The sequence below is a fragment of the Janthinobacterium sp. 13 genome (genome assembly GCF_002749695.1).
In the GTDB taxonomy this organism is placed as follows: Bacteria; Pseudomonadota; Gammaproteobacteria; order Burkholderiales; family Burkholderiaceae_D; genus Janthinobacterium; species Janthinobacterium kumbetense.
This window is the reverse complement of record NZ_PEEQ01000001.1, coordinates 3685993-3711830: the sequence shown is the minus strand read 5'-3', so window position 1 is coordinate 3711830 and position 25838 is coordinate 3685993. Positions and strand designations below refer to the sequence as shown.

Sequence of the window (25838 nt, the reverse complement as noted above, 5' to 3'; positions counted from 1 at the left end):
AAATCCCCGATTTGTCCTGCTTTACTGAAAAACGTGCAACAGTCGCAAGCCCGTGAAAACCAGCATGCCAAACACGATGGTTTGCAGCATATTGCGGCGGATCACGAAAAAGAGCGTGGCGGCAATACCGGACAAGAGTTTCAAATTCGACAATTCGAAGTGCACTTGCTGTCCCTCCATCAGCATGTCGGGCGCGATGATGGCGGCCAGCGCGCAGGCCGGCGCATAGCGCAACATCTCGCCCACGCGGCGCGGAATGGTGATGTGATGGCCGATCAGCCAAAAGGTGCTGCGCGTGGCGGCCGTCGCCACCACCAGCACGGCGATGGCGATCCACACGTCGGCCCTGCCCCAGTCTATGCCGTCAAACATGGCGTTTTGTCCATTTTTCTGTCAATTCTTCCACGGCCATGGCGCTGACCATGCCCACCACGACGGCCACCAGCAAGCCCAGCTTATACGGCAGGCCGTAGGCCAGCACGGCCACCGCACCCGCCACCAGCACGCCGCACAGGGCGGCGCGGCTGAGGATCAGCGGCACCGTCACGCACAGGATCGCCAGGGTACCGGCAAAACCCAGCCCCCATTCGGCCGGCACGACGGCGCCCAGCACGATACCGATGAAGGAACCGATTTGCCAGGCCAGCCAGTTGGGATAGATCAAGCCTTTCAGGAAAGGCAGCTTGGCCGGGTCCGGCGTTTCGTGCGGATAGCGCTGCAGGAACAGGCCCACCGTGATGTCGCCCGCCACATAGCCGAGCCCAAAGCGCTGGCGCCACGGCAGATGGGAAAAATGGGGGGCCAGCAGCACGGAAAAGATGACAAAACGCAAATTGACGACGAGGGCCGTGGCGAAGATCACCCACACGGGCGCCTGCGCGGCCAGCAGCGGCAAGGACGCGAGCTGGGCCGAGCCGGCAAAGACAAACAGGGTCATGGCCCCCGCCTGCGCCACCGTCAGGCCGCTTTTCACCATGGCCACGCCCACTACCATGCCCCAGGCGGCGATGCCCAGCAGGGTGGGCGCACCCAGGTTCAGGCCGGCGCGCCAGGCATCTTTCAGCAGGGCGTCGTCCTTGGCGGCCAGAACGGCGTTCACGCGGGTGTTCATGCGAGCCCCCGGCAGGCTGAGTGTGGTAACTGCACAACAATGGTGCGTGGCGACAAGGGGGACAACGGCGATACCGGCAAGGCAAATCCAGTCAGTGTGGCGCTGCAGCTGCCGAATTTGCGCAAAAATCCGCGCCGCAGCCGAAGATGATCGAGCCGCCATTTTAGCCATGATTTTTGCTGTCTGCCTGAATCCGTTAAAATCGTGGTTTTGGCAGCAGCCGACTTCCTTCCATACAGCCTCACGGAGCATGACAAGATGACAAAAACCACCCAGCCAGCGGTCGAACTCGACAGTAAAGACCTGCCAGCCCACTGCCCTAACCCGGCCATGCCGCTGTGGTCGTCGCATCCGCGTGTGTTCCTGGAATTCAACAAGGACGGTATCGCCAAGTGCCCGTACTGCGGCACGGCCTACACCCTGAAGGAAGGCGCCAGCGCCGGCCATCATTAAACTGCCCAGCGGCGCGCCTCCAGCGCGCCGTTTTCATTTACACAGCTAGCTGTACCGCTCAAGCCGGAGTCGTCATGAAACGTCTGAAAGAACTCAATGGCAGCGCCGCGGAAATCGAGGCGGCCTTCTACGATGCCTTGCACCGCGCCGACCTCGAAGCGCTGATGGCGCTCTGGGCCGACGATGAAGAGATCGTCTGCATCCATCCGGGCGGCGCGCGCCTGATCGGCCATGCCGCCATCCGCGCCTCGTGGGAAACCATCCTGGCGGGCGGCGGCCTGCACATCGTGCCGGCGCAGCTGCATGAAACGCACAACCTGATGAGTTCGGTGCACACGGTGATCGAAGGCGTCACCCAGGAAGAAGGCGGTCCGGCGCATCTGCTGGCAACGAATGTGTACGTGAAAACGCCGCGCGGCTGGCGCATCGTGCTGCACCATGCCTCCATCGCGCCGGGCGGCGCGCCGGCAGACGCCACGGGGGCGCAGATCCTGCACTGATGTCTTTGTCTCTTTCCTATACTGCCCCGCTCTGGCTGCCTGGCGGCCATGCGCAGACGATTTATCCTGCCGTGTGCCTCGCCAAGCCGGCCGTGGCCTTCCGCCGCGAACGCTGGCAAGCGCCCGATGGCGACTTCGTCGACGTCGACCTGGTCGACGGCCAGCCGGGCCAGCCCTTCGTGGTGCTGTTCCACGGCCTGGAAGGCTCGTCGAACAGCCATTACGCGCGCGCCCTGATGGCCGAAGTGGCCGCGCGCGGCTGGTCGGGCGCCGTGCCGCATTTCCGCGGCTGCTCGGGCGAAGCCAACCTGGCGCCGCGCTTCTACCATTCGGGCGATGCGCAGGAAGTGGACTGGGTCGTGCGCACATTGCGCCCGCGCGCCACGGGCAAGTTTTACGCGGCCGGCGTCTCGCTGGGCGGCAACGCCCTGCTGTGCTGGCTGGGCCAGTCGCAGCACCAGGCCGATTTCGTCGATGCGGCGGCGGCCGTGTCCGCCCCCCTTGATCTTGCGCAAGGGGGCAAGGCCCTGTCTTCCGGCGCCAACCGGCTCTACACGCGCATGTTCCTGAACACCTTGAAACCGAAATGCCTGGCCAAGCTGGAACAGTTTCCCGGCCTGTTTGCGCGCGACGCCATGCTGGCCGCGCGCGACTTGCACGCCTTCGACGACGTCGTCACGGCGCCCCTGCACGGCTACCGTGATGCCGACGATTACTGGCACCGCGCCAGCGCCAAGCACGTCTTGCCGGACATCACCGTGCCGACCCTGGTACTGAATGCGCAAAATGATCCTTTCCTGCCCGGACGCTTCCTGCCGCGCAGCGCCGCGCCGACGGTCACCCTCGAGTATCCGCGCCACGGCGGCCACGTCGGCTTTGCGGCAGGCAAGTTGCCGGGAAGCACACGCTGGTTGCCGCAGCGCCTGATCCACTTTTTTGAAGGCGGCAACACGGCGCCATCGGCGCCGCAAACCTGTCACGCTGGCGATGCGCGCACTCACACGGAAAACGCTACACATGGATGAACTCGTCAAACAGGCCCTGGCCAAATGGCCGAACGTGCCCCACTGCTACGGCTGGCTGGGCCTGGACGCGCGCGGCCACTGGCGCATGCGCGACCAGCAGGCGCAACTGCAAAAATTGCCGGGCGACAAGATCGCCCACGCCGCCCTGTTGAGCTTTATCAACCGCAATTACGCCCAGGACGAACGCGGTTGCTGGTTTTTCCAGAATGGCCCGCAGCGCGTGTATGTGAATCTGGAAGCGACGCCCTACATCGCCCGCAGCGACCCGCAGCACGGTTTTGTCTTGCAGACGGGTGCCCCGCTGGAACAGATCGAGCAAGCGTATTGGTGCGATAACGGCGCGCTGATCTTGCGCCACGGCGACATCGTCGCGCAGGTGGATGACCGCGACATGGCCCAGGTGCTGCCCGCGCTGCGCATCGACGGCCGGCAAGCCGGCGACGAAGCCCTGCTGGCCTGGCTGGAGGATGCTCAAGGCACCTTGGTGTTATTGCATGACGGCAAGGAGATTGCCGTGCAGCCGCTGCGCTACGCTGCCGTGCCGCAGACCTTCGGCTTCCAGCCGATGCCGCAAGCCGAATAAGGCTTAGCCCTTCTGGTCCTTGATCTGTTCGCGGCGCTTTTCCTGCAACTCGCGCTCGCGCGCATCGATCACGGCCTGGTCATAAAAAGTCGCGTCCGTCGACTTGCGGGCAATCGTCAGCTGGTCCAGCGCGGCCATGGTGGCGCCCTGCAGCACGTAGGATTCGGCCAGCGCCATGTGCTGCAAGGTCATCTTGCCCTGGTCCGCATAGGCTTTCGCCAGTAAATCATACAGTTCCGGTTCTTCCTTGTAGAGCTGCACCTGCTCACGCAGATACAGCGTGGATTGCTCCAGCTTGCCGGCAGCCATCAGCGCTTCCGCATACTGGTGGGCAATGCCGCGCGACAGGGGAAACTGCTGGCGCGCGGCGTCCGCCGCCTTCAGGGCTTGCTGCGCCACTTCCTTCTTTTGCGCCGGCATCAACAGCACTTCCAGCCCCATTGCCGCCAGCAGCGAATTGGGGCCCTGCGTGCCGCCCGAGGTCAACACATTCGGCCCGGCCGGCTGGTGCAGGGCCGCATTGGCCGCATCGAGTTCCTTTTGCGCTTCCGCAGGCTTGCCCTGCTTGACGGCGACGAAAGACAGGCCGTAATGGGCGGCCGTCACCTGGAAACGGCTTTGCTGTTCCAGCTGCGTCTTGAAGAGAGCCTTGGCGTTCAACAAGCCTTGCACGCTTTCATCCTGCAGCACGCGGGCGCGGGCCCGGGCCAGGTGGAAACTCAGGCTGTCGGCACGCTGCTTGTACGGCTGCTCGCGAATGCGCGCCTGGATGTCGGCGATGCGTTCGGTCGTCAGCGGGTGGGTCTGCAGATAGGCAGGCATCAGGTCGCTGTACGAACGGCTGGCCGCCTGCATGCGGCCGAAGAAGGCCACCATGCCGGTGGTATCGAAACCGGCCTCGCCCATGATCTGGAAACCGATGCGGTCCGCCTCGCGTTCGGCGTCGCGGCCGAAATTGAGCTGGCGCTGGATGGCCAGGCCCTGGCCGGCGGCAAACACGCCCATGGCCACGTCGCCGCCCGCGCGCGAAGCGAGCGCCGCCAGCAACATGGCGGCCAGCGGCATCAGGGCATCCTGGCGCTGCTGGCCCAGCATGCGCGCGATATGGCGCTGCGCCACATGGCCGATCTCGTGCGACAGCACGGAAGCCAGTTCCGCCTCCGTTTGCGCCGCCAGCACCAGGGCCGAGTGCACGCCGATGAAGCCGCCCGGCAAGGCAAACGCGTTCAACTGGGGATCGCGCACGGCAAAGAAAAAATAGTCGTAGTTCGTTTCGCCCCGCACGCTGGGGCGCGCCGCCACGAGGGCGTTGCCGAAGGTATTCAGGTATTCCAGCAAGGGCGCATCGTCGAGGTAGTCGCGGTCGCCGCGGATGCCGCGCATGATTTCCTCACCGATCTTGCGCTCCATCGCCGGCGACAGGTCTTCGCGCGACGTATCGCCCAGGTTCGGCAGATTCGGCGCCGGCGGCACGGCCAGCGGCGTCCAGCTGCCGGCCGGCTTGGTCGCCACGCTGGCAACCGGCGCCGCAGGCGCGGACGTATAGGTTTGCGCCAGCGCACAGGGTGCCGCCAGCCACAATGCGGCCAGCACCGATGCGCGACGTGAGCCGCGCAGCCATGCCGCAGCGGCGTTTTCAAGGACGATCGGAAGGGAAGTTTTTGAATTCACGGGTGCTATCATACCTTGTTCGCGGCGCCCATTCCCACGCAACAAGCATGCGCCATGCCAGTGGCATGGCGTCGTGGTCAGGCCTGCCGCGCCCCCACTCCTCACCTATTTTGACGCCATGACAACAGCAGACAAGCAAGCCCCCGCCGGGGAACTGACCCATTTCGACGCCACGGGCCAGGCCCATATGGTCGACGTGGGCAGCAAGGAAGACACGCGCCGCAGCGCCGTGGCCGCCGGCACCATCCGCATGCAGCCCGCCACCTTGGCATTGATTATTTCGGGCAACGCCAAGAAGGGCGACGTACTGGGCATCGCCCGCATCGCCGCCATCATGGGCGCCAAGCGCACCAGCGACCTGATTCCCCTGTGCCACCCGCTGGCCCTCACGCGCGTCACCGTCGATTTTGAAGTGGACGAGGCGGCCAACAGCGTGCACTGCCGCGCCCAAGTCGACACCACGGGCAAGACGGGCGTGGAAATGGAAGCGCTCACTTCCGTGCAAGTCGGCTTATTGACGATCTACGACATGTGCAAGGCCGTCGACCGTGGCATGGTCATGACGAACGTGCGCGTGCTGGAAAAACATGGCGGCAAGTCGGGCGACTGGCACGCCGAGGTGTAAGACGCCACCGTTTCAGGCGGGCACTGGCCGCGTCACCTTGACGCGGCGCAAATCGCACAGCAGCCACACGGCGCATGCCAGGCACAGCACGATGATGGCGATCGACAGGGGCAAGTGGAATTGCGCCAGTCCCGCCAGCGCGAAGCCGGCGTGGATCAGGAAGGTGCCTGCGCCCAGCGCGGCGCAGATGCCCGCATACAAGGTCGCCCGCGGGGTGCCCAGCAGCACATGCCGGTAACCGGCCAGTACGACGGCAATCGCCGCCAGGTTAAACACCAGAAAACCCTGCACGCCGCCCGGCACATGAAACATCTCCCACTCTTTCCAGTAGGCAGCGTCGATTTGATGCAGGATCAAGAACAACATCGTCCAGAAGTAACTTCGCGGCATAAGATTTACATTCGTCAATATTGACGCAATTGTAAAGCCTGAATCCTGCCCCGGCACGCGCGCATGGCATTTTTCGATGTCAATATGAATTTCATTGATATAAATGCTTTTTCATCAAGAAATCATGCATACTGCGAGTCGACCATATCCAGATGAGCATCGCATGACTAGCAACAAGCCCGCCGCGGAAAGCAAGCTCCAGGACTTCGAATTCGAGGCCATGAATCTGCAGGTGGGTGGACGCATCCAGTTCATCACGCACCGCACTATCAAACCCATCCAGCATTTCTCGACCCTGATCGGCTATGTGAAAGATGAGTACCTGATCGTCAAGATTCCCATGGAAAACGGCGCCGCCATCATGCTCAACGAGGGCGACAAACTGACCATCCGCGTGTTTTCCGGCGTCACCGTGTGTTCGTTTTCCTGCAGCGTGCTGCGCATCTTTGGCCGTCCGCTCAATTATGTCCACCTGAGCTTTCCCGACGCCATCCAGGGTACCAGCCTGCGCACGGCGATGCGCGTCAAAGTGGATATTCCGGCGCAGCTCAGCTGCCGCGACGTGGCGGCCGTACCCGTGTTCATCGTCAACCTCAGCGTTTCGGGCGCGCTGATCGAGGCGCCCAGCATGCTCACGCCGGACGACGACGGCGTGGCCCTCAGCTTTACCCTGCTGGTGCAGCCGAACAAGCATCAGATGCGCGTCAACACGCGCGCGCGCATCCAGAACGTCAGCGTGGGCAAGCCGTCGAATGGCCACGCCGCCGAGGTGACGGAAATCTATACGTATGGCGTGCAATTCATCGACCTGGAACCAACCCACTACACCTTGCTGCAAAACCTCACCTATGAAGCGCTGATCGCGGACCGGCAAAAAATCGTCTGACACTGGCGCGGCAGGCGCCACTTACAGCGTCGGCGTCACGTCGGGAATGTTGTTTTTGGTAATCGCTTCCTTCGCTGCCGCATTCGTCACGGTGGTGCTGTTGAACCAGGTCAGGCTGCTTGTGCCCGGCTTCATGGTCATCGTCACGGTTTGTCTACCGATACCCGTGCCCAGGTCGGCCGCCAGGGTCAGCACGATATCGCCCTTGTCCACTGTGGCGCTGGCCACTTCGCGCGTGGCACTGAACACGGGGATGGCGCTGGGCACGGCCTGGGTGGGCGTGCTGCAGGCGGTGGCCAGCCCGCCGTTTTCCTGCACGCACAGGGCCACGGCTGTCTTCAGCGGCGCGGCGGCCGCCAGTACATTGCTGACCTTGGCCCGCATCGTGTAGTCGCCATACTGGGGAATGGCCACGGCCGCCAGTATGCCGGCGATGGCCACCACGATCATCAGTTCTATCAGGGTAAATCCGCTTTGCGCGCGCATCGTATCCTCCCATTGTGCATTGCTCACGCCGTGCATGGTGCAAGCGCCATGCCAGCGGCGCGCCCGGGCAGCAGCGGTGCACATGGAAAGAAAAGCGACACATTTGGGCCAGTTCGGACCAGCGCCGTCGTCCCGGGCCGGGATGCGGCCTGTCTTGCGGACAAAAAAAAGGAGCCGAAGCTCCTTTTTTGTACTGCGGTAAGCCGGCTGGAATTACAGCATGGCTTTCAGCAGACGCGCCATTTCCGACGGGTTTTTGGTGACGGTAATGCCGCAAGCTTCCATGATTTCCAGCTTGGCTTGTGCCGTATCGGCACCGCCCGAGATCAGCGCGCCGGCGTGGCCCATGCGCTTGCCTGGAGGAGCCGTTACGCCAGCGATGAAGCCGACGACCGGTTTTTTCATGTTGTCTTTGATCCAATAAGCCGCGTTGGCTTCGTCCGGACCACCGATTTCGCCGATCATGATGACCGCGTCGGTATCTGGATCGTCATTGAACATCTTCATGATGTCGATGTGCTTCAGACCGTTGATCGGGTCGCCGCCGATGCCGACTGCCGACGATTGGCCCAGGCCCAGTGCGGTCAGCTGACCCACTGCTTCATAGGTCAGGGTGCCCGAACGCGAAACCACGCCGATACGGCCCTTCTTGTGTATGTGACCTGGCATGATGCCGATCTTGATTTCGTCTGGCGTGATCAAGCCTGGGCAGTTAGGGCCCAGCAGCAGGGTTTTGCTGTTGGCTTTGGCCATGCGGTCTTTCAAAGCCATCATGTCGCGGACAGGAATGCCTTCGGTGATGCAAATGGCCAGATCCATTTCAGCTTCGACAGCTTCCCAGATCGCCGCTGCCGCGCCTGCTGGCGGCACGTAGATGACGGAAACGTTGGCGCCGGTTTCTTTTTTCGCTTCGGTAACGTTAGCGAAAATAGGAATGCCTTCGAAATCTTCGCCGGCTTTCTTCGGGTTCACGCCTGCCACGAAGGCAGCTTTGCCGTTCGCGTAGTCGCGGCAACCGCGGGTGTGGAACTGGCCGGTCTTGCCGGTGATCCCTTGGGTAACAACTTTGGTATCTTTATTGATCAGAATGGACATGTTGATTCCTTAATTAAGCTTGACCGGCAGCGGCGGCAACGACGCTCTTGGCTGCATCTTCCATGGTGTCGGCTGCGATGATAGGCAGACCGGAATCGGCCAGCATCTTTTTGCCCAGGTCTTCGTTGGTGCCCTTCATGCGCACCACCAGCGGTACGTTCAGCGAAACGGCTTTCACCGCGGCGATAACGCCTTCGGCGATCACGTCGCAACGCATGATGCCGCCGAAAATGTTCACCAGGATGGCTTTCAGGCCTGGGTTTTTCAGCATGATCTTGAACGCTTCGGTCACTTTTTCTGCCGTGGCGCCGCCGCCGACGTCCAGGAAGTTGGCTGGCTCGCCGCCGAACAGTTTGATCGTGTCCATGGTGGCCATGGCCAGGCCGGCGCCGTTCACCAGGCAACCGATGTTGCCATCGAGCGAGATGTAGGCCAGGTCGAATTTCGACGCTTCGATTTCAGCTGGATCTTCTTCGTCCAGGTCGCGCAGGGCGATGATTTCCGGATGACGGAACAGGGCGTTCGGGTCAAAGTTGAACTTGGCGTCCAGGGCGATGACTTTGCCGCTGCCGGTGACGATCAGCGGGTTGATTTCGGCCAGCGAGCAATCGGTTTCCCAGTATGCTTTGTACAGGCCTTGCAGGTTGACGCGGGCGTCGACGATGGAACCGGCAGGCACGCCGATTTTGGTCGCGATGTCGTCTGCCTGGGCATCGGTCAGGCCAACGCTCGGCTCGATGGTGACGTGGTGGATCTTCTCTGGGTGGCTCTCGGCCACTTCTTCGATGTCCATGCCGCCTTCGGACGACGCCATCAGGACGATTTTCTGGGTGACGCGGTCGGTGACCAGCGAAACGTACAGTTCTTGCTTGATGTCGGCGCCTTCTTCCACCAGCAGGCGGTTGACTTTCTGGCCTTCGGCGCTGGTCTGATGCGTGATCAGCTGCATGCCCATGATCTGGTCAGCGTATTCCTTGACCTGTTCCATCGATTTTGCCACTTTCACGCCGCCGCCCTTGCCGCGGCCACCTGCGTGGATCTGCGCCTTGACAACCCACACCGGGCCGCCCAGGGTTTCCGCAGCCTTGACGGCTTCTTCGACGGACATGCACGGAATACCGCGTGGTACCGTCACTCCGAATTGCCGGAGGATTTCTTTGGCTTGATACTCATGGATTTTCATGCTGGCTTCCCTTCTGATACTGATGTGTAAAAATACGGTTAGTGGTGCAAAAAAAACAGGAAAAACAGAGCGCCGGGGTCACGCTTTGGCTACCCAGCGCGGGTAATACTGTGCAACCGCCCCGCCATCGGTGCGCAGGGCGTGGCATTTGTCGAGTTGAAACGGCTTTTCATGCGACAAGTCAGCATTCGCACCGTCACGGGTCGACCAGACATCGCCGGCAAATGCCTGAACCGTCGCAGTCGGCAAGACTTGCGCCAGTTCGGTCAAATGGGTACAGCCGGCGATTCCCGCCAGGCGCTGTTTCAAGTCGCGGCGGAAATTCTTCAATAAATTCAGACCGATCAGCGCTCTGTAAGCGGGGCCGATGGTATCGCAAAAACCGGGATAGGGCACGGCATCGGAGGCGGCTTCGGCCTCGACGATGGTCAGTTCGCGATCGACGGTAATGCGTAAGTGGAGGTCATGCAGGGGGGAGCCGGCGGGACGGGGGCCGGAGGCCAGGGTCGCGTCATAGCTTTTGATGTCGGTGATACGGGCGTCAATATCCCACAGGCCGTCGTCGCGCACATACGCTTGGACGTCGATAACGCGGGAGTGCCGGAGGGCGCGCCGGGATACGGGAGTTGACAGGGGCATAAGACCGATGCCGCTTGCGCGGCCATAATTTAGTAAGCAGCCATGTGCCTAAAGCACTCTGTTCGCAGCTTCTACGAACAGCAACCGCACCTGCGGCGCCGCAAAAACCCTAAAAGTGTAGCACACTGGGCGCTGGTTGCGCCGCAACATAATTTTTCACCGGTCTGCTCGCCTGCCTGCGATTATTGATGCAAATCGCAAGATCAATGACGATCATTCGCGATTCGCATAACTTGCGGCATGGCGCGGACACGCCAACACCGTGCCTCAGTCGGTCACGCCCAGCGCGCGCAAAACCGGCAAGGTACGCTCGGCAAAATGGCGGGCATGCTCCCACAGCTCGGCCAGGTTCTCTTCCTCCGTCAGCAAGGGCTGCCCATCCTTCGACAGCAACTGCTTCAGGCGTATCAGCACGGGCCATGTCTCGCGCACCCAGTCCTGCGGCTCTTGCCATCCTTGCATTTTCGCCCACAGGAACAGCTGTTGTAAATGCGGTACAAACACGCCGCCGCCCGTCATCGGGCTGGCAAGGCTGTACAGGTCGGACCTTGCCAGCGCCTGCTCCAGCAAATACGCATTCAGGCGCGCCGTCTGCGGCCTTGCCACGGCAATGTCGGCATCGTCCTGGACGGCGTAGACACTGCCCTTGCTGATCAGAATCAGCATGATCTGCAACAAGGCGGCCAGGCTGGCTTCCGTGCCAGCCAATTGCTGCTCCAGTTCCCCGATCGTGCGCACACGGTGATCGGCAAGCGCATCGAGCACGGGCCCATACACGCGCTCATCCATATCGGCATCGCCCAGCACGCCATGCACGCTCAACACCACCGTATCGCGCGGCACCGCCAGCATCACGCGCACGGCCCGCAAGGCCGTGGCCTGGGCGAACGGCGTCAGCGTGCGTGCACCCTTGATCCAGTAATCCCTGCGAAATTGCTGGTTGATCAGAAAAGCCCGCGTCGTTTCGCGGAAGATGGGATCAGGAATCTCGGCCAGGAATTGCTGGTGCTCGGCCGTCAGATTGAGCATGTCGACATGCTCGGTGTAGGTGGCGGAAGCGGCGAACTCCAGCTTGGCTTCACTCAACATGGCAGCCACCTGGGAAAAAGCCATCGGCTGCCAGTCCGCATTGAAATACTCGTGTGCAACATAATGACGTTCAAACGATTTCAGCTTCTCGAAGCGGTCGGCCAGCAGGGGATTGGCCTCGAGATAGCGCGGCTTCGTGGCGATCATCCTGTCGACGAAATCGATGGCGCCGTCGATACGCGCCAGCACGCCTTGCCCCGGCGCCCCCATGACACGGCTATGCTCCGTCAGCAAGTCGCGCATCGGCATCATGGCGGCCCAGCCAGGCTGGGTGTTGTAGCTGAGGTAGGCGACGCCGCCCACTTTCAGCTTGCGCTGCAGGAAGTCCACGATCAATACACGGTTTTCCGCCGAAATCCAGCTCCAGATGCCGTGCAGGCAAATGAAATCGAAATCGGGCAAATCATCGCGGCGGCAAAACTGTTCGAACGATTCGTCCGTGAACTGCGCCCCGGCGCCAGCGGCGCTGGCCAGTTCCTGGGCATAGGCCGCCTGGGCCGGATTGAAATCATTGCCATACCAGCGCGTGGCGGACGCCGCAGCATGGAAGTTGGCACTGACGCCCTGGCCGAAGCCCAGTTCGCAAGCCGTGCCATTGGCAGGCAGGACCAGGCCGGCGGCCAGCAGGGGCAGGCGCAGGCGCAGGGGATTCAATTCTTCGTAATAGCCATAGGTATAGGCGACCTCGGCCATATAGCCGGCATTCCAGTTGCTCATTGCGCTTCCTGTCTCGATCAGTGGCGGTGCACGCAGCGCACCGGGTTCGAGCGCCAGAATACCCGATATCGCGGGCGCCCAGTAGCGCGAACAGAGGGCATTTGAAAGCGCAGTTCACGGCCGCGCGGCGCGACGGCCGCGTCATGGCCAGGGCGCAAAGCAGACGGCAGGAGCGGCAAAGCGACCTTGTCTGGCGGCATACGGGAGCGCCAGTGCGCGCACGACGGCCTTAGTCCTCGTCGGGCTCGAGTCCCTTCAACGCCACCTGCACAGCGCGCTGGGAAAAGCCGCGCTGCATCAGGAAGCGCATCTGCTTGTTGCGCTGCTCGGCATCCTGCGCCACTGCACCAAATTTGCGGCGCCACACTTCGCAGGCGCGCGCCACTTCCCCTTCGGCCAGGCCCGCCTTGAGTTCCTGCAACGCCTCGCCCCCAATGCCATGGCTTTGCAATTCCGCCATGATGCGGCTATTGCCGAAACGGGCCGAGCGGCGGTGGATCAGCGACTCGGAAAAACGCTCCTGCGACAGCCAGTTGGCTTGCTCCAGGCTGTCGAGCAAGGCTTCCACATCGTCGCTCTCCTGCGCATGGCGCTGCAGCTTGCGCCGCAATTCCATGCGGCTGTGTTCGCGCATCGACAGAAAGCGTAGCGCCCTGCCCTTCAGGCTCAGTTGTACCGCTGCCATACCCGTATCCCATCTTTACCACACCGGACTGAAAACACAATTGCCGCCAGGCGCACAGGCGCAGGGCGGCAATCATTGTAGAACTTTTTTATGCGGCAAGCTGCCGCCGGCGGGCCAGGCGGGCCCCGCCACTGTCGCTTACTCGGCGGCCTTGGCTTCCGCAGCCTTGGCAGCCTTGTCGGCAGCTTTATCCGCTTTTTCCGGCTTTTCAGCAGCCAGCGGCGGCAGTTCGCGCACGCCCAGCGAAGCGCGGACCTTGTTTTCGATCTCGCGGGCCAGCGCCGGACGCTCTTGCAGGAAGGCGCGGGCGTTGTCCTTGCCCTGGCCGATGCGTTCGCCGTTGTAGCTATACCACGAACCGGATTTTTCCACGATCTTGGCATCCGAACCCAGGTCCAGGATTTCGCCTTCGCGCGAGGTGCCGGCGCCGTACAGGATGTCGAAGTGCGCTTCCTTGAACGGCGGCGCGATCTTGTTCTTGACGACCTTGACCTTGGTTTCGTTGCCGATCACTTCATCGCCGGACTTGATCGAGCCGGTGCGGCGGATATCCAGGCGCACGGAGGCGTAGAATTTCAGCGCATTGCCGCCGGTGGTCGTTTCCGGGCTGCCGAACATCACGCCGATCTTCATGCGGATCTGGTTGATGAAGATGACCAGGGTATTCGTGCGGTTGATGGAGCCGGTCAGCTTGCGCAGGGCTTGCGACATCAAACGGGCTTGCAAGCCCGGCAGGGAATCGCCCATGTCGCCTTCGATCTCGGCGCGTGGCGTCAGTGCGGCCACGGAGTCGATGACGACGAGGTCGACGCTGCCCGAACGCACGAGGGCGTCGCAGATTTCCAGCGCCTGCTCGCCCGTATCCGGTTGCGAGATCAGCAGTTCATGCAGGTTCACGCCCAGCTTTTGCGCGTAACCGACGTCGAGCGCGTGCTCGGCATCGATAAAGGCGCAGGTGCCGCCCAGTTTTTGCATTTCAGCAATGGTTTGCAGGGTCAGGGTGGTTTTACCCGACGATTCCGGGCCGTAGATCTCTACCACGCGGCCGCGCGGCAAGCCGCCCACGCCCAGCGCGATATCGAGGCCGAGCGAACCGGTCGACACGACTTGCACTTCTTCGATCGGTGCGCTGGCATCCATGCGCATGACCGAACCTTTGCCAAACTGCTTCTCGATCTGCGCCAGTGCGGCGGCGAGCGCCTTGGCTTTTTCCGATGCGGGTACTACAGCTTTTTTATCGTCCATATGTTCTTTCAGCCGTTCTACAGTCGACGATTCACGTGAATCGCTCGGCCTGCGATAGCGCCAGTGGGTTAAATTCTTTACACAGACAGTACTGTATAAAAAAACAGTGATCAATGCAAGCGGAACGTGGATTTGTTTTGAAACAGATCAATACAACCCTGTTTTTCACAAAAATTCGCCACCTTGCGGAAAATGAAACACAATACAAGCTTCTACCGTCGCAAGCATAGGAAGTGCACCATGCGTATTTTACTTGCCGAAGATGACAGCGTGCTGGCCGATGGCCTGACCCGCTCGCTGCGCCAGTCCGGTTATGCGATCGACTACGTCAAGACCGGGCAAGAGGCCGATACGGCCCTGTCCACCCAGGAATTCGACTTGCTGATCCTCGACCTGGGCTTGCCCAAGATGTCCGGGCTGGAAGTGCTGCGCCGCCTGCGCGCGCGCGCCTCGCTGCTGCCCGTGCTGATCCTGACGGCCGCCGATTCCATCGAGCAACGCGTGAATGGCCTCGACCTCGGTGCCGATGATTATATGGCCAAGCCGTTCGCCTTGTCGGAACTGGAGGCAAGAGTGCGCGCCCTGACGCGCCGCGGCGCCGGCGGCGGCGCCACCATCATCAAGCACGGCCCCCTCAGCTACGACCAGGTGGGGCGCAGCGCCTACATCAACGACCAGATGCTCGACCTGTCGGCGCGCGAACTGGGCTTGCTGGAAATCCTGCTGGGCCGCACGGGCCGCCTCGTTTCAAAAGAGCAACTGGTCGACCACCTGTGCGAATGGGGCGAGGAAGTGTCGAACAACGCCATCGAAGTGTATGTCCACCGCTTGCGCAAGAAGATCGAAGTGGGCGGCGTGCGCATCGCCACCGTGCGCGGCCTCGGATACTGCCTGGAAAAATACTCGGAAGCGGCGCGCCTGAACGCCGAAGCGGGCGAATCGGCTAGCCCGGCCAGCGGACCCGCCAGCAAGTGAAGGCGCGCGAGGCGCCAGTGGACGAGGCGGACGACGACGACTGGTTCGAGCCGCCCACCACGGAGCAGGATGACACCATCGAGCATTCGCTGTTCGGCGAAATCCTCGACTGGATGCTGGCGCCCTTGCTGCTGCTGTGGCCGATGAGCATCGCCATCACCTATCTGGTGGCCAAGAGCATCGCCAATCAACCGTTCGACCATGCGCTGGAAGACAGCGTGACGGTGCTGACGCAACAGGTCAAGCAAGCCGATGGCGCGATGCTGCGCCACGTGCCGGACAAAAACGGCAAGGGCCGCGACTTCCTGCGCGGCGACGATGTCGACACCCTGTATTACCTGGTGGTGGGCCCGCGCGGCGAATACCTGAACGGCGACCGCGATCTGCCGCCGCCGCAAGACCCCGACAAATACCGCAGCGGCATGGTGCTGTTTCGCAACGACACCATCCACGGCACGCCCGTGCGTGTGGCGTTCAGCTATCTCGACATTCCTTCCGGCAACGACGATGAACCCAGCCGCGCGCTGGTGCAAGTGGCGGAAACCCTGGAAAAGCGCGCCCAACTGGCCAATGAAATCATCAAGGGCGTGATTTTGCCGCAGTTCATCATCCTGCCCGTGATCCTGGCCCTGGTCTGGTTTGCCCTGGCGCGCGGCCTGTCGCCGCTGGCGCAATTGCAGGAACGCATACGCGCCCGCCCACCCGACGATTTATCGCCCATCGAATCGGGCCAGGTACCCGAGGAAATCACGCCGCTGGTCGGTTCGCTCAACGAGATGCTGGCGCGGCTGTCGCTGTCGATCGACATGCAGAAGCGCTTCATCGCCGATGCCGCGCACCAGATGAAAACGCCGCTGGCCGGCATGCGCATGCAATCCGAGCTGGCCCTGCGCCAGACCGACCACGACGAAATCCACCGCTCGCTGCTGCAACTGGCGAAAAGTTCGGAAGCGGCCACGCGCCTGGTGAACCAGTTGCTGGCCCTGGCGCGCGCGGAAAACCAGCCGCAGGCGGGCACGGCGTTCGAGCCGATCGAGCTGAGCGAACTGGCGCGCGGCGTGGTGCAGGATTGGGTGCAAGCCTCGTTTGCCCAGCATATCGACCTGGGCTTCGAGCAGCCCGCGTATTCGATCATGATTTCCGGCAATGCCATGATGCTGCGCGAGCTGCTGAGCAACCTGATCGACAATGCCCTGCGCTACACGCCGGCTGGCGGCAGCGTCACGGTGCGCGTGCGCAGCACCCTGGAACTGGCCATCCTGGAAGTGGAAGATACGGGCCCCGGCATACCGCAGGCAGAGCGGGCGCACGTGTTCGAACGCTTTTACCGCATTCTCGGCAGCAACGTCGACGGTAGCGGCCTGGGCCTGGCCATCGTGCGCGAAATTGCCCAGCAGCATGGCGCCGAAGTCGATATTTTTAACAATCCGCGCGCGCAGTCGCCGAAGCTGCCGGGCACCCTGCTGCGCCTGAGCATCGCCCTGCTGTTGCCGGACGCGCCAGAAGAGGATGACATCACGTATGGATAAGCCGAGCCCACCCGCTCCCCCCGCGCGGCCGGCGCGCACGCCCAGCCCCGAGCTGCAGGCGCGCCTCGATGTGCACTGGCGCAAGACGCGGCGCCTGACGGCCATCCTGCTGCTGGTCTGGCTGCTGACGGGCTTCCTGACCGTGTTCTATGCGCGCGAACTGTTACATTTGAATCTGTTCGGCTGGCCGCTGCCCTTTTATATGGCGGCCCAGGGCGCCTCGCTCGTGTACCTGGCCATCATCGCCTTGTATGCCTGGCGCATGCGGCGCCTCGACCGGGCGTTTCATGCCGAGGAGCAAGCATGAGCGGCCAACGCAGCTTCTTTGCGCGCCTGTGCCGCTACTACCTGCTGTTTACCGCCGGTTTCGCCGCCTTCCTGCTGGCCCTGTCGGTACTGGAACAGGAAGGCATGCCGCGCGCGTGGATCGGCTACCTGTTCATGCTCGTCACCATCACCCTGTACGCCACCATCGGCGTCATCAGCCGCACCTCGAACGTCACCGAATACTATGTGGCGGGGCGCCGGGTGCCGGCCATGTTCAACGGCATGGCCACGGCCGCCGACTGGATTTCGGCGGCCAGTTTCATCAGCCTGGCCGGCGGCCTGTACCTGAACGGCTTCGACGGCCTGGCCTTCATCATGGGCTGGACGGGCGGCTATTGCCTGGTGGCCCTGCTGATCGCGCCCTACCTGCGCAAGTTCAGCCAGTACACGATTCCCGATTTCCTCGCCGCCCGCTACGGCAGCGGCACCGACAAACGGGGCGCCAGCGTGCGCGTGGTGGCCGTGGCCGCCACCATCATCGTCTCGTTTACGTATGTGGTGGCGCAGATCTATGCCGTCGGCCTGATCGCCTCGCGCTTCACGGGCGTGGATTTTTCCGTCGGCATCTTCCTGGGCCTGGCCAGCATCCTCGTCTGCTCCTTTCTGGGCGGCATGCGCGCCATCACCTGGACGCAGGTGGCGCAGTACATCATCATCCTCGTCGCCTTTCTGATTCCCGCCATGTGGCTGTCGGTCAAGCATGCGGACAATCCCGTGCCGCAGATCGCCTACGGCAAGGTGCTGCCGCAACTGAGCGCGCGCGAACACGTGCTGGAAACGGATCCAAAAGAAAACGAAGTGCGCGCCATCTTCCGCCAGCGCGCACAAAGCTACCAGGCGCGCATCGACGGCTTGCCCGCTTCCTGGGAACAAGGCCATCTGACGGCCCAGCGCCAGCTCGATAGTTTGCGCCAGCGCAATGCTTCGCTGTTCGACATCCGCAACGCGGAACGCTACCTGATCGCCTATCCGAAAAGTCCGGACGAGGCACGCGTGCTGTGGCAGGCGGCGCAGGCGCAAAACCAGAAACGCGCCGAGCCGATCATTCCGCACGCGCAGCCGTTTCCCGCCGCCGACCGGGAACAATCCGACATCAAGCGCAACAATTTCCTGGCCCTCGTGTTCTGCATGATGCTGGGCACGGCCGCCCTGCCCCACATCCTGATGCGATCGTACACCACGCCGTCCGTGCACGAAACGCGCGTCTCCGTCTTCTGGACCCTGTTCTTCATCTTGTTGATCTACCTCACGATTCCCGCACTGGCCGTGCTGGTCAAGTACGATATTTACTCGGCGCTGGTGGGCACGCAATACACGAACCTGCCCACCTGGGTATCTTACTGGGCCAACGTGGACAAGCTCAGCCCCCTGATCAGCATCGTCGACGTCAACCGCGACGGCATCGTGCAACTGGCGGAAATTTCCATCGACGCCGACGTGCTGGTGCTGGCCACGCCCGAGATCGCCGGCCTGCCCTACGTGATTTCAGGCCTGGTGGCGGCCGGCGGCCTGGCTGCCGCCCTGTCGACGGCCGATGGCTTGCTGCTGGCCATTTCGAACGCCCTGTCGCACGACATTTATTACAAGGTGGTCGATCCCACCGCCTCGACGCAAAAGCGCGTGACGATTTCAAAATTGCTGCTGCTGGCCGTGGCCTTCATCGCCGCCTATGCGGCCTCGCAAAAGCCGGCGGACATTTTGTCGCTCGTGGGCGTGGCCTTTTCCCTGGCTGCCTCGACCCTGTTTCCGCCGCTGGTGCTGGGCGTGTTCTGGAAACGCGCCAACCACCAGGGCGCGCTGGCCGGCATGCTGGCGGGCTTTGGCGTGTGCCTGTATTACATGCTGCACACGAGCACCATGCTGGGCGGTAATGCCAGCGGTCAATGGTTTCATATCGCGCCCATTTCCGCAGGCATCTTCGGCGTGCCGGCAGGCCTGGCCGCCGCCGTGCTGGTCAGCTGGCTGACGCCGGCGCCAGGGCGCCGCAGTACGGGGCTGGTCGAGCATATCCGGGCGCCGGAATGACAGCGCATCCAGGCCAAGGGATGAAATGGAGAAATTCCGCGACAGAACTATCGGAAAAAACTGCGCCCCGGCAAAAAAGGAGTAGGCTGGAGGGCCGTTCCACTTACGAGGAAATCCCATGCCGTCTGGAAAAATTCTTGTCGCCCAAGGGGGCGGTCCCACCGCCGTCATCAACCAGTCGCTGGTGGGCGTGGTGCTCGAATCACGGCGCTTCCAACATGTCACGCGCGTGTATGGCGCGCTGCACGGCGTGCGCGGCATCATCAATGAAGAATTCGTCGATCTGACGCAGGAGACCAGCCATAACCTGGAACTGGTGGCCGCCACGCCCTCGTCGGCGCTCGGCTCCACGCGCGACAAGCCCGATATTGCCTACTGCCAGCAGATATTCGAAGTGCTGCGCGCGCATGAAATCGAGCATTTCTTTTACATCGGCGGCAATGACTCGTCCGACACGGTGCGCATCGTCAGCGAGGAAGCGCACAAGGCCGGCTATCCGCTGCGCTGCATCCACATTCCGAAAACCATCGACAACGATCTGGTGGGCAGCGACCACACGCCTGGCTTTCCCTCGGCCGCGCGCTTCGTCGCGCAAGCGTTCGCCGGCGCCAACCTCGACAACGCGGCCTTGCCCGGCGTCTACGTGGGCGTGGTAATGGGCCGCCACGCAGGCTTTTTGACGGCCGCCTCGGCGTTGGGCAAGAAGTTCCCCGACGATGGCCCGCACCTGATCTACCTGCCCGAGCGTGTCTTTGCGCTGGATCAATTCCTCGTCGACGTGAAGGCCATGTATGAAAAACATGGCCGCTGCGTCATTGCCGTGTCGGAAGGCATCCACGATGCCTCGGGCGAGCCGATCGCCAGCCTGCTGGCCACACAGGCGGGCAATGCGGTCGAGCACGATGCGCACGGCAATGTGCAATTGTCCGGCACGGGCGCGCTGGCCGACCTGCTGTGCGACGCGATCAAGGCGAAACTGGGCATCAAGCGCGTGCGCGGCGATACCTTCGGCTATCTGCAGCGCTCCTTCATCGGCTGCGTCTCTGATGTAGATCAACGCGAAGCCCGCGAAGTGGGCGAGAAGGCGGTGCAGTTCGCCATGTGGGGCGAGCGCGATGGTTCCGTCGCCATCAAGCGCACGGGCTTTTATTCCGTCGATTACGAGTTGCTGCCGCTCACCGAGGTAGCAGGCAAGACGCGCACCATGGAAGACGAATTCATCAGCGCCAGCGGCACGGACGTGACGGATGCGTTCCGCCTGTATCTGCGCCCGCTGCTGGGCTCGGGCATGCCCGATGCGTTCCGCCTGCGCGCGGCCAAGGTGGCAAAGGTGCTCAAGCCCTAGCTGTTTTCCGCCAGCAACAGCGGCCGCAGCTTGACAGCCGCCTCCTTGAGCTGCGGCACGTGCTGCAGCAGTTGCTCCACGGACTTTCTCGCCACGGGCGCGTGGCAGGCCACGGCCGCCACGATGCGCCCGTCGGCCGCGCAGATGGGCACGGCCACGGCGACCATGCCGTGCACGAATTCCTCGTCGTCGATGCCGATGCCCAGGCGGGCGATGCGCACGATCTCGCGTTCCAGCAGCGCGGGATCCGTGATGCTTTTCGGCGTGCGCGCCTGCAGGGTCAGCATGGCCAGCAACTCGCGCCGCTCCAGCAAGGTCATATGCGCCAGGAATAATTTTCCGCTCGCCGTGCAATGCATGGGCGCGCGCGTGCCCAGCACCAGGTGCAGGCGCAACGGTTCCTGGGTTTCCACACGGTCCACGTAGACGATCGCATTGCCCTCGGGAATGGCCAAGTTGCACGTCTCGCCCGTGGCCGCCACCAGGCTCCCCAGGATGCTGCGGCTCACGCGGATCAGGGCATTATTGCGCAGAGTCGCCAGCGCCAGGTTGGTGGACGCGGCACCGGGCACGTAACCGCGTCCCACGGGCGTGCGCAGCACATAACCATGTTGCTCCAAGGTATCGAGCAGGCGCATCATGCTGGCCTTGGGCACCTGCATGCGTGCGGCCAGTTGCGACAGGGTCAAGGGCTGGCTGGCGCTGGCCAGGTGCTCGATCAGACGCAGCACGCGCAAGCCCCGCGCCTCGTCGCCATGGCTGGCCGCCGTGCTGGGCGCCGCCTGGCTACCTTCTTCGGCCTCGGCCGGCCGTTTTTGAAACGCATCATGCATGTTCTGTTTCACCTCTCGCGTATGCGGCTGTTTCCGCTTGTCCCGGTGCTGCACGTCTTTTATAAATGGAACAAGACGTTCCAAAAATAATCAATAAAGACTAGTGTATCGCAAAAAACGCCCGCCGAGGCAGCGCGATACCGCAACGCAGGAGACAAGCACCATGTTGCAAACACACTATGATTACATCGTCGTCGGCGCCGGTTCGGCCGGCTGCGTACTGGCCAACCGCCTGTCGCACGACAGCAACAATCAGGTATTGCTGCTGGAAGCGGGCGGCAAGGACAACAATCCTTGGATACACGTGCCGGTCGGCTATTTCAAGACCATGCACGACCCGAATCTGGACTGGTGCTACCGCACGGAAGCGGACGCCGGCATCGCCGGGCGCCAGCTGCAATGGCCTCGCGGCAAGGTCTTGGGCGGTTCCAGCTCGCTCAACGGCTTGCTGTACGTGCGGGGCCAGAAAGAGGACTACGACCGCTGGGCCGAGCTGGGCAATGCTGGCTGGAGCTATGCCGAGGTGCTGCCCTACTTTAAAAAATCGGAAGACCAGGAACGTGGCGCCAGCGATTACCACGGCGTCGGTGGCCCATTGAAGGTGTCGGACTTGCGCCTGCGCCGTCCCATCGCGGAACACTTTATTGCGGGCGCCACGGAAAGCGGCATCCCCTTCAATGCCGATTACAACGGCGCCACGCAGGAAGGCGTCGGCTACTTCCAGCAGACGGCCAGCAAGGGCTTGCGCTGGAGCACGGCGAAAGCCTTCTTGCGGCCGGCCCGCAAGCGCGCCAACCTGCGCGTGGAAGTGCGCGCGCAGATCACGCGCGTGCTGTTCGAGGGCAAGCGCGCCGTCGGCATCGAGTTTCGGCAGGATGGCCAGCTGCGCCAGGCGCGCGCCAGCGGCGAAGTGATTTTATGCGCGGGCGCCATCGGCTCGCCGCAAATCCTGCAATGCTCGGGCGTGGGTCCGCGCGCCCTGCTCGAGGAAGTCGGCGTGCCGCTGGTGCACGACTTGCCCGGCGTGGGGCAGAACCTGCAAGACCATTTGCAAATCCGCCTCGTCTTCAAGACGCGCTTGAAAACCCTGAACGATGAAGTCAACAGCCTGTGGGGCAAGCTGTGGGTGGGCATGCAATATGTGTTTTCGCGCTCCGGTCCTTTGACCCTGGCGGCCAGCCAGGTGACGGTATTTACCAAGTCCTCTCCCGAGGTGGAGCGGCCCGACATCCAGTTCCACATGCAGCCGCTGAGCGCCGACAAGCCGGGCGAAGGCGCGCATCCGTTTTCCGCCTTCACCTCGTCCGTGTGCCAGCTGCGCCCGCACAGCCGTGGCCACGTGTCGATCAAGTCCAGCGATCCGCTCGCCTATCCCGGCATCCACCCGAACTACCTGTCCGACCCGCGCGACCAGCGCACGGCGATCGCCGCCCTGCGCGTGGCGCGCAGAATCGCCGCCGCGCCGTCGCTGGCGCCGCACATCATTGCCGAGTTCGTGCCCGGCCCGCAGTTCGAGACGGATGAAGAACTGCTGGATGCGGCGCGCCGTTTCAGCCAGTCGATCTACCACCCTAGCGGCACCTGCAAGATGGGCCATGACGCCATGGCGGTCGTCGACGACCGCCTGCGCGTGCACGGCATGCAGAACCTGCGCGTGGTCGATGCGTCGATCATGCCGGAAATCGTCTCGGGCAACACCAACGCGCCCACCATCATGATCGCGGAAAAAGCGGCCGACATGATCCTGGCGGACGCCGTGCGGCTGCCGCAGGCGGCCTGACCCACCCGCTCCATTCCCAGCAAGGAGGATGCCAACGGCGGACAGACCGGCCCGCCCCCAATGACTCGGCAAGCAGCCCAGCATCAAAAAATACATAATCGATATCGATTGGAGACTAGATATGGACAACAATCCCAACAATCCGAAAAAAGCCAAAGAGCTACGGAAAGTCGTGATGGCCAGCGTGATCGGCGCCACCATCGAGTGGTATGACTTTTTCTTATACGGCGTCGTCGCCGGCATCGTGTTCAGCAAGCTGTATTTCCCGGGCGGCGATCCGCTCGTTTCGACCATGCTGGCCTACGGCACCTTCGCCGTGGGCTTTCTGTCGCGCCCCATCGGCGGCGTGATCTTCGGCCACTTCGGCGACAAGATTGGCCGCAAGAGCATGCTGGTGATGACCCTGATGATCATGGGCATATCCACCTTCCTGATCGGCGTGCTGCCCACGTATGACCACATCGGCTACTGGGCGCCCGGCTTGCTGCTGTTCCTGCGCGTGCTGCAGGGCATCGGCCTCGGTGGCGAGTGGGGCGGCGCCGTGCTGATGGCGTATGAATATGCGCCACCCAAGGAGCGCGGCTTTTACGCCAGCCTGCCGCAGATCGGCCTGGCCATCGGCCTGTGCCTCGCTTCCGGCGTGGTGGCGATCCTGTCGTACAGCTTGAGCGATGCGCAATTCCTGTCCTGGGGCTGGCGCGTGGCCTTCATCCTGTCGGCCGCCCTCGTCTTCATCGGCATGTGGATACGTTTGAACGTGATGGAAACGCCGGAATTCCAGGCCGTCAAGGAAAAGAACGCGGAGACGCAGATTCCGTTTTTCGACCTGCTGAAACGCTATCCGGGCAATGTCTTGAAAGGCATGGGCGCGCGCTATATCGATGGCGTGTTCTTCAATATCTTCGGCGTGTTTTCCATCACCTATCTGACCAATACCATCAAGATCGCCCGCACGGAAGCACTGATGGGCGTGATGGCGTCCGCCGTCGTGATGTGCTTTTGCATCCCGTTCTTCGGCCGCCTGTCGGACCGCATCGGCCGCACCAAGGTGTTTTTCTGGGGTTCGCTGATCACGGGCGTGTCGGCCATCCCCGCCTTCTGGATCATGCTCAACCACGCCGACAATCCGCTGCTGCTGTGGTGTTCCGTGATCATCCCGCTGGGCGTGCTGTATTCGGCCGTGTACGGCCCGGAAGCGGCCCTGTTCTGCGACCTGTTCGACGCCAAGGTGCGCTACACGGGCATTTCCTTCGTCTACCAGTTCTCCGGCATCTTCGCCAGCGGCCTGACGCCCATCATCGCCACCTACCTGCTGAAAACGGGCAATGGCGAACCGTGGCACATCGTCGGCTACATCCTGTTCGCGTCCCTCGTCTCGGCCGTCAGCGTGGCCATGATCGGCAGGGGCGGCTCGCAGCCGGATGGGCGCATGAAGCCGGCGCACGCAAGGTAAGCGCCATCGGGACGTAAAAAAAGGCAGGCCTCTCGCGAGTGCCTGCCTTTTTTATGTCGACTAAGACTTAGATGACAATCGTTTGGTGCTCGTCGCCCACGCGGGCGCGGATGGTGCCGATGCGCGAGACGGTTTCGCCGGCCGCTTGCAGCTGGGCGATGGCGGCGTCCGCGTTTTCCTGCGAAACGATGACGGTCATGCCGATGCCGCAGTTGAAGACGCGGTGCATCTCGGCGTCAGCCACGCCGCCGTGCTGTTGCAGCCACGTGAACAGCGGTGGCATGGTCCACGATTTCGAGTCCAGCTCGGCCACCAGGCCAGGCTGCAGCACGCGCGGGATATTTTCCACCAGGCCGCCACCGGTGATGTGCACCATGCCCTTGACTTCCATGGCGTCCATCAGCGCCAGCAATGGCTTGACGTAGATGCGCGTCGGCTGCATCAGCACGTCGGCCAGCTTGCGGCCATGGAAGTCGCCTTCCAGGTCCGGTTTTGCCACTTCGATAATCTTGCGCACCAGCGAGTAACCATTCGAGTGCACGCCCGACGAAGCCAGACCCAGCACCACGTCGCCCGGGGCGATCTTGGTGCCGTCGATGATTTTCGATTTTTCCACGGCGCCGACGGCAAAACCTGCCAGGTCGTATTCTCCAGCCGGGTACATGCTCGGCATTTCCGCCGTTTCGCCGCCGATCAGTGCGCAGCCCGCTTGTTCGCAACCCTGGGCGATGCCCTTGATGACGTCGGTGGCGATGGCCACGTCCAGCTTGCCGCAAGCGAAGTAATCGAGGAAGAACAGCGGTTCGGCGCCTTGCACCAGGATGTCGTTGACGCTCATGGCGACCAGGTCGATGCCGACCGTGTCGTGGCGGTTCAGTTCGAATGCCAGGCGCAATTTCGTGCCCACGCCGTCGGTGCCCGAGACCAGCACCGGTTCCTTGTACTTCTTGCTGATTTCAAACATGGCGCCAAAACCGCCCAGGCCGCCCATCACGCCTTCGCGCAGGGTGCGCTTGGCAAACGGCTTGATTGCTTCGACTAAAGCGTCGCCTGCGTCGATATCGACGCCAGCGTCACGGTAGGAAAGGGAAACATTAGAAGTCTGGTTCATGGTGTGGTGGCAGCGGAGGCGGTAAAATAGAAGGCGGATACCCGCCGGCACGCGCGCGCAAGCATGTTTTTCAACAT

26 protein-coding genes are annotated in these 25838 nt (G+C 62.5%); 13 read left to right on the top strand and 13 right to left on the bottom strand.

The genetic code is table 11. From position 1 onward, the window contains the following. Positions 1–21: 21 nt before the first annotated feature. Both CLU94_RS16265 and CLU94_RS16260 read right to left on the bottom strand, forming a co-directional pair. The gene (locus tag CLU94_RS16265; protein ID WP_099666364.1) at positions 22–372 is read right to left on the bottom strand and encodes an AzlD domain-containing protein; all 351 of its coding nucleotides are present in this window, start codon (positions 370–372) and stop codon (positions 22–24) included. Further along, the gene (locus tag CLU94_RS16260; RefSeq protein WP_180278677.1) at positions 365–1111 is read right to left on the bottom strand and encodes an AzlC family ABC transporter permease; all 747 of its coding nucleotides are present in this window, start codon (positions 1109–1111) and stop codon (positions 365–367) included. The genes CLU94_RS16265 and CLU94_RS16260 overlap by 8 nt, the downstream gene beginning before the upstream one ends. 258 nt (positions 1112–1369) lie before the next feature. Between CLU94_RS16260 and CLU94_RS16255 the strand changes: the two genes are divergently transcribed. The 4 genes from CLU94_RS16255 to CLU94_RS16240 all read left to right on the top strand — a co-directional run bounded on the left by CLU94_RS16255 (position 1370) and on the right by CLU94_RS16240 (position 3672). After that, positions 1370–1564 carry a zinc-finger domain-containing protein gene (locus CLU94_RS16255; RefSeq protein WP_034780619.1) on the top strand — a complete coding sequence of 65 codons (195 nt, stop codon included), beginning with the start codon at positions 1370–1372 and terminating at the stop codon, positions 1562–1564. Between the two features lie 74 nt (positions 1565–1638). Next, positions 1639–2064, top strand: a complete 426-nt coding sequence (locus tag CLU94_RS16250) for a YybH family protein (protein WP_099666363.1) — start codon at positions 1639–1641, stop codon at positions 2062–2064. Next, a complete protein-coding gene (locus CLU94_RS16245) occupies positions 2064–3089 on the top strand; it encodes a YheT family hydrolase (RefSeq protein WP_099666362.1) in 1026 nt (341 codons plus the stop codon). The genes CLU94_RS16250 and CLU94_RS16245 overlap by 1 nt, the downstream gene beginning before the upstream one ends. Beyond that, the gene (locus tag CLU94_RS16240; RefSeq protein WP_099666361.1) at positions 3082–3672 is read left to right on the top strand and encodes a DUF2946 family protein; all 591 of its coding nucleotides are present in this window, start codon (positions 3082–3084) and stop codon (positions 3670–3672) included. The genes CLU94_RS16245 and CLU94_RS16240 overlap by 8 nt, the downstream gene beginning before the upstream one ends. A gap of 3 nt (positions 3673–3675) precedes the next feature. Here CLU94_RS16240 and CLU94_RS16235 read toward each other — a convergent pair whose 3' ends face one another. Next, complete coding sequence (locus CLU94_RS16235) at positions 3676–5265, bottom strand: beta-barrel assembly-enhancing protease (RefSeq protein ID WP_099666360.1); 1590 nt, start codon at positions 5263–5265, stop codon at positions 3676–3678. 196 nt (positions 5266–5461) lie between these two features. Between CLU94_RS16235 and moaC the strand changes: the two genes are divergently transcribed. Then, positions 5462–5968 carry a cyclic pyranopterin monophosphate synthase MoaC gene (gene moaC, locus CLU94_RS16230; RefSeq protein WP_099666359.1) on the top strand — a complete coding sequence of 169 codons (507 nt, stop codon included), beginning with the start codon at positions 5462–5464 and terminating at the stop codon, positions 5966–5968. Positions 5969–5980: 12 nt separating this feature from the next. On the opposite strand, the gene CLU94_RS16225 is transcribed toward moaC, so the two are convergent. After that, a complete protein-coding gene (locus tag CLU94_RS16225) occupies positions 5981–6358 on the bottom strand; it encodes a DUF6713 family protein (RefSeq protein ID WP_099666358.1) in 378 nt (125 codons plus the stop codon). Positions 6359–6521: 163 nt separating this feature from the next. Here CLU94_RS16225 and CLU94_RS16220 point away from each other — a divergent pair, with 163 nt between their 5' ends. Next, on the top strand, positions 6522–7244 hold the full coding sequence (locus tag CLU94_RS16220; RefSeq protein ID WP_099666357.1) for a flagellar brake protein: 723 nt from the start codon (positions 6522–6524) through the stop codon (positions 7242–7244). Between the two features lie 21 nt (positions 7245–7265). On the opposite strand, the gene CLU94_RS16215 is transcribed toward CLU94_RS16220, so the two are convergent. The 7 genes from CLU94_RS16215 to recA all read right to left on the bottom strand — a co-directional run bounded on the left by CLU94_RS16215 (position 7266) and on the right by recA (position 14383). Then, positions 7266–7730 carry a pilin gene (locus tag CLU94_RS16215; RefSeq protein ID WP_099668343.1) on the bottom strand — a complete coding sequence of 155 codons (465 nt, stop codon included), beginning with the start codon at positions 7728–7730 and terminating at the stop codon, positions 7266–7268. 213 nt (positions 7731–7943) lie between these two features. Next, positions 7944–8825: a succinate--CoA ligase subunit alpha gene (sucD, locus tag CLU94_RS16210; RefSeq protein ID WP_034746085.1), complete on the bottom strand. Its 882-nt coding sequence runs from the start codon at positions 8823–8825 to the stop codon at positions 7944–7946. Between the two features lie 13 nt (positions 8826–8838). Next, positions 8839–10008: an ADP-forming succinate--CoA ligase subunit beta gene (gene sucC, locus CLU94_RS16205; protein WP_034788653.1), complete on the bottom strand. Its 1170-nt coding sequence runs from the start codon at positions 10006–10008 to the stop codon at positions 8839–8841. A 78-nt stretch (positions 10009–10086) separates the two neighbouring features. Next, the gene (locus tag CLU94_RS16200; protein WP_077408684.1) at positions 10087–10647 is read right to left on the bottom strand and encodes a DUF2889 domain-containing protein; all 561 of its coding nucleotides are present in this window, start codon (positions 10645–10647) and stop codon (positions 10087–10089) included. 267 nt (positions 10648–10914) lie between these two features. After that, positions 10915–12453: a class I SAM-dependent methyltransferase gene (locus CLU94_RS16195; protein WP_099666356.1), complete on the bottom strand. Its 1539-nt coding sequence runs from the start codon at positions 12451–12453 to the stop codon at positions 10915–10917. Between the two features lie 229 nt (positions 12454–12682). Continuing rightward, complete coding sequence (gene recX / locus CLU94_RS16190; protein ID WP_099666355.1) at positions 12683–13138, bottom strand: recombination regulator RecX; 456 nt, start codon at positions 13136–13138, stop codon at positions 12683–12685. A 138-nt stretch (positions 13139–13276) separates the two neighbouring features. Continuing rightward, positions 13277–14383, bottom strand: a complete 1107-nt coding sequence (gene recA, locus CLU94_RS16185; protein WP_071321836.1) for a recombinase RecA — start codon at positions 14381–14383, stop codon at positions 13277–13279. Between the two features lie 240 nt (positions 14384–14623). Here recA and CLU94_RS16180 point away from each other — a divergent pair, with 240 nt between their 5' ends. From CLU94_RS16180 to CLU94_RS16160, 5 genes are all read left to right on the top strand, one after another. After that, positions 14624–15358 carry a response regulator gene (locus CLU94_RS16180; RefSeq protein WP_034746066.1) on the top strand — a complete coding sequence of 245 codons (735 nt, stop codon included), beginning with the start codon at positions 14624–14626 and terminating at the stop codon, positions 15356–15358. Next, positions 15355–16887 carry a sensor histidine kinase gene (locus CLU94_RS16175; RefSeq protein ID WP_257218840.1) on the top strand — a complete coding sequence of 511 codons (1533 nt, stop codon included), beginning with the start codon at positions 15355–15357 and terminating at the stop codon, positions 16885–16887. The genes CLU94_RS16180 and CLU94_RS16175 overlap by 4 nt, the downstream gene beginning before the upstream one ends. Next, the gene (locus tag CLU94_RS16170; RefSeq protein WP_099666354.1) at positions 16880–17194 is read left to right on the top strand and encodes a DUF4212 domain-containing protein; all 315 of its coding nucleotides are present in this window, start codon (positions 16880–16882) and stop codon (positions 17192–17194) included. Before CLU94_RS16175 ends, CLU94_RS16170 begins: the two co-directional genes overlap by 8 nt. Continuing rightward, positions 17191–19239, top strand: a complete 2049-nt coding sequence (locus CLU94_RS16165) for a sodium:solute symporter family protein (protein WP_099666353.1) — start codon at positions 17191–17193, stop codon at positions 19237–19239. Before CLU94_RS16170 ends, CLU94_RS16165 begins: the two co-directional genes overlap by 4 nt. A 118-nt stretch (positions 19240–19357) precedes the next feature. Then, positions 19358–20584: a 6-phosphofructokinase gene (locus tag CLU94_RS16160; RefSeq protein WP_099666352.1), complete on the top strand. Its 1227-nt coding sequence runs from the start codon at positions 19358–19360 to the stop codon at positions 20582–20584. Here the strand turns inward: CLU94_RS16160 and CLU94_RS16155 are convergent. Next, positions 20581–21417, bottom strand: a complete 837-nt coding sequence (locus CLU94_RS16155) for an IclR family transcriptional regulator (RefSeq protein ID WP_099666351.1) — start codon at positions 21415–21417, stop codon at positions 20581–20583. The two genes, CLU94_RS16160 and CLU94_RS16155, sit on opposite strands and share 4 nt — an antisense overlap. 163 nt (positions 21418–21580) lie before the next feature. On the opposite strand from CLU94_RS16155, the gene CLU94_RS16150 reads away from it, so the two are divergent. Beyond that, positions 21581–23197, top strand: coding sequence for a GMC family oxidoreductase (locus CLU94_RS16150; protein WP_099666350.1), 1617 nt, complete (start codon positions 21581–21583; stop codon positions 23195–23197). Between the two features lie 121 nt (positions 23198–23318). Continuing rightward, entirely contained in the window at positions 23319–24650 is a 1332-nt protein-coding gene (locus CLU94_RS16145; RefSeq protein WP_099666349.1) for an MFS transporter, read from the top strand. Positions 24651–24717: 67 nt separating this feature from the next. Here the strand turns inward: CLU94_RS16145 and purM are convergent, their stop codons facing one another. Next, positions 24718–25761 (bottom strand): phosphoribosylformylglycinamidine cyclo-ligase, encoded by a 1044-nt coding sequence (gene purM / locus CLU94_RS16140; protein ID WP_077408694.1) that lies wholly within the window; start codon positions 25759–25761, stop codon positions 24718–24720. Between the last annotated feature and the right edge of the window lie 77 nt (positions 25762–25838).

What these genes read in the sequence shown, in the direction of transcription:
- CLU94_RS16225 (WP_099666358.1), bottom strand. Translation starts at nt 6,358, where the DNA reads ATGCCGCGAAGTTACTTCTGGACGATGTTGTTCTTGATCCTGCATCAA.
- CLU94_RS16165 (WP_099666353.1), top strand. Translation starts at nt 17,191, where the DNA reads ATGAGCGGCCAACGCAGCTTCTTTGCGCGCCTGTGCCGCTACTACCTG.
- CLU94_RS16255 (WP_034780619.1), top strand. Translation starts at nt 1,370, where the DNA reads ATGACAAAAACCACCCAGCCAGCGGTCGAACTCGACAGTAAAGACCTG.
- CLU94_RS16220 (WP_099666357.1), top strand. Translation starts at nt 6,522, where the DNA reads ATGACTAGCAACAAGCCCGCCGCGGAAAGCAAGCTCCAGGACTTCGAA.
- sucD (WP_034746085.1), bottom strand. Translation starts at nt 8,825, where the DNA reads ATGTCCATTCTGATCAATAAAGATACCAAAGTTGTTACCCAAGGGATC.
- CLU94_RS16160 (WP_099666352.1), top strand. Translation starts at nt 19,358, where the DNA reads ATGCCGTCTGGAAAAATTCTTGTCGCCCAAGGGGGCGGTCCCACCGCC.
- CLU94_RS16150 (WP_099666350.1), top strand. Translation starts at nt 21,581, where the DNA reads ATGTTGCAAACACACTATGATTACATCGTCGTCGGCGCCGGTTCGGCC.
- CLU94_RS16265 (WP_099666364.1), bottom strand. Translation starts at nt 372, where the DNA reads ATGTTTGACGGCATAGACTGGGGCAGGGCCGACGTGTGGATCGCCATC.
- CLU94_RS16245 (WP_099666362.1), top strand. Translation starts at nt 2,064, where the DNA reads ATGTCTTTGTCTCTTTCCTATACTGCCCCGCTCTGGCTGCCTGGCGGC.
- CLU94_RS16215 (WP_099668343.1), bottom strand. Translation starts at nt 7,730, where the DNA reads ATGCGCGCGCAAAGCGGATTTACCCTGATAGAACTGATGATCGTGGTG.
- recA (WP_071321836.1), bottom strand. Translation starts at nt 14,383, where the DNA reads ATGGACGATAAAAAAGCTGTAGTACCCGCATCGGAAAAAGCCAAGGCG.
- CLU94_RS16180 (WP_034746066.1), top strand. Translation starts at nt 14,624, where the DNA reads ATGCGTATTTTACTTGCCGAAGATGACAGCGTGCTGGCCGATGGCCTG.
- CLU94_RS16260 (WP_180278677.1), bottom strand. Translation starts at nt 1,111, where the DNA reads ATGAACACCCGCGTGAACGCCGTTCTGGCCGCCAAGGACGACGCCCTG.
- CLU94_RS16155 (WP_099666351.1), bottom strand. Translation starts at nt 21,417, where the DNA reads ATGCATGATGCGTTTCAAAAACGGCCGGCCGAGGCCGAAGAAGGTAGC.
- CLU94_RS16195 (WP_099666356.1), bottom strand. Translation starts at nt 12,453, where the DNA reads ATGAGCAACTGGAATGCCGGCTATATGGCCGAGGTCGCCTATACCTAT.
- purM (WP_077408694.1), bottom strand. Translation starts at nt 25,761, where the DNA reads ATGAACCAGACTTCTAATGTTTCCCTTTCCTACCGTGACGCTGGCGTC.
- CLU94_RS16200 (WP_077408684.1), bottom strand. Translation starts at nt 10,647, where the DNA reads ATGCCCCTGTCAACTCCCGTATCCCGGCGCGCCCTCCGGCACTCCCGC.
- recX (WP_099666355.1), bottom strand. Translation starts at nt 13,138, where the DNA reads ATGGCAGCGGTACAACTGAGCCTGAAGGGCAGGGCGCTACGCTTTCTG.
- sucC (WP_034788653.1), bottom strand. Translation starts at nt 10,008, where the DNA reads ATGAAAATCCATGAGTATCAAGCCAAAGAAATCCTCCGGCAATTCGGA.
- CLU94_RS16240 (WP_099666361.1), top strand. Translation starts at nt 3,082, where the DNA reads ATGGATGAACTCGTCAAACAGGCCCTGGCCAAATGGCCGAACGTGCCC.
- CLU94_RS16170 (WP_099666354.1), top strand. Translation starts at nt 16,880, where the DNA reads ATGGATAAGCCGAGCCCACCCGCTCCCCCCGCGCGGCCGGCGCGCACG.
- CLU94_RS16145 (WP_099666349.1), top strand. Translation starts at nt 23,319, where the DNA reads ATGGACAACAATCCCAACAATCCGAAAAAAGCCAAAGAGCTACGGAAA.
- moaC (WP_099666359.1), top strand. Translation starts at nt 5,462, where the DNA reads ATGACAACAGCAGACAAGCAAGCCCCCGCCGGGGAACTGACCCATTTC.
- CLU94_RS16250 (WP_099666363.1), top strand. Translation starts at nt 1,639, where the DNA reads ATGAAACGTCTGAAAGAACTCAATGGCAGCGCCGCGGAAATCGAGGCG.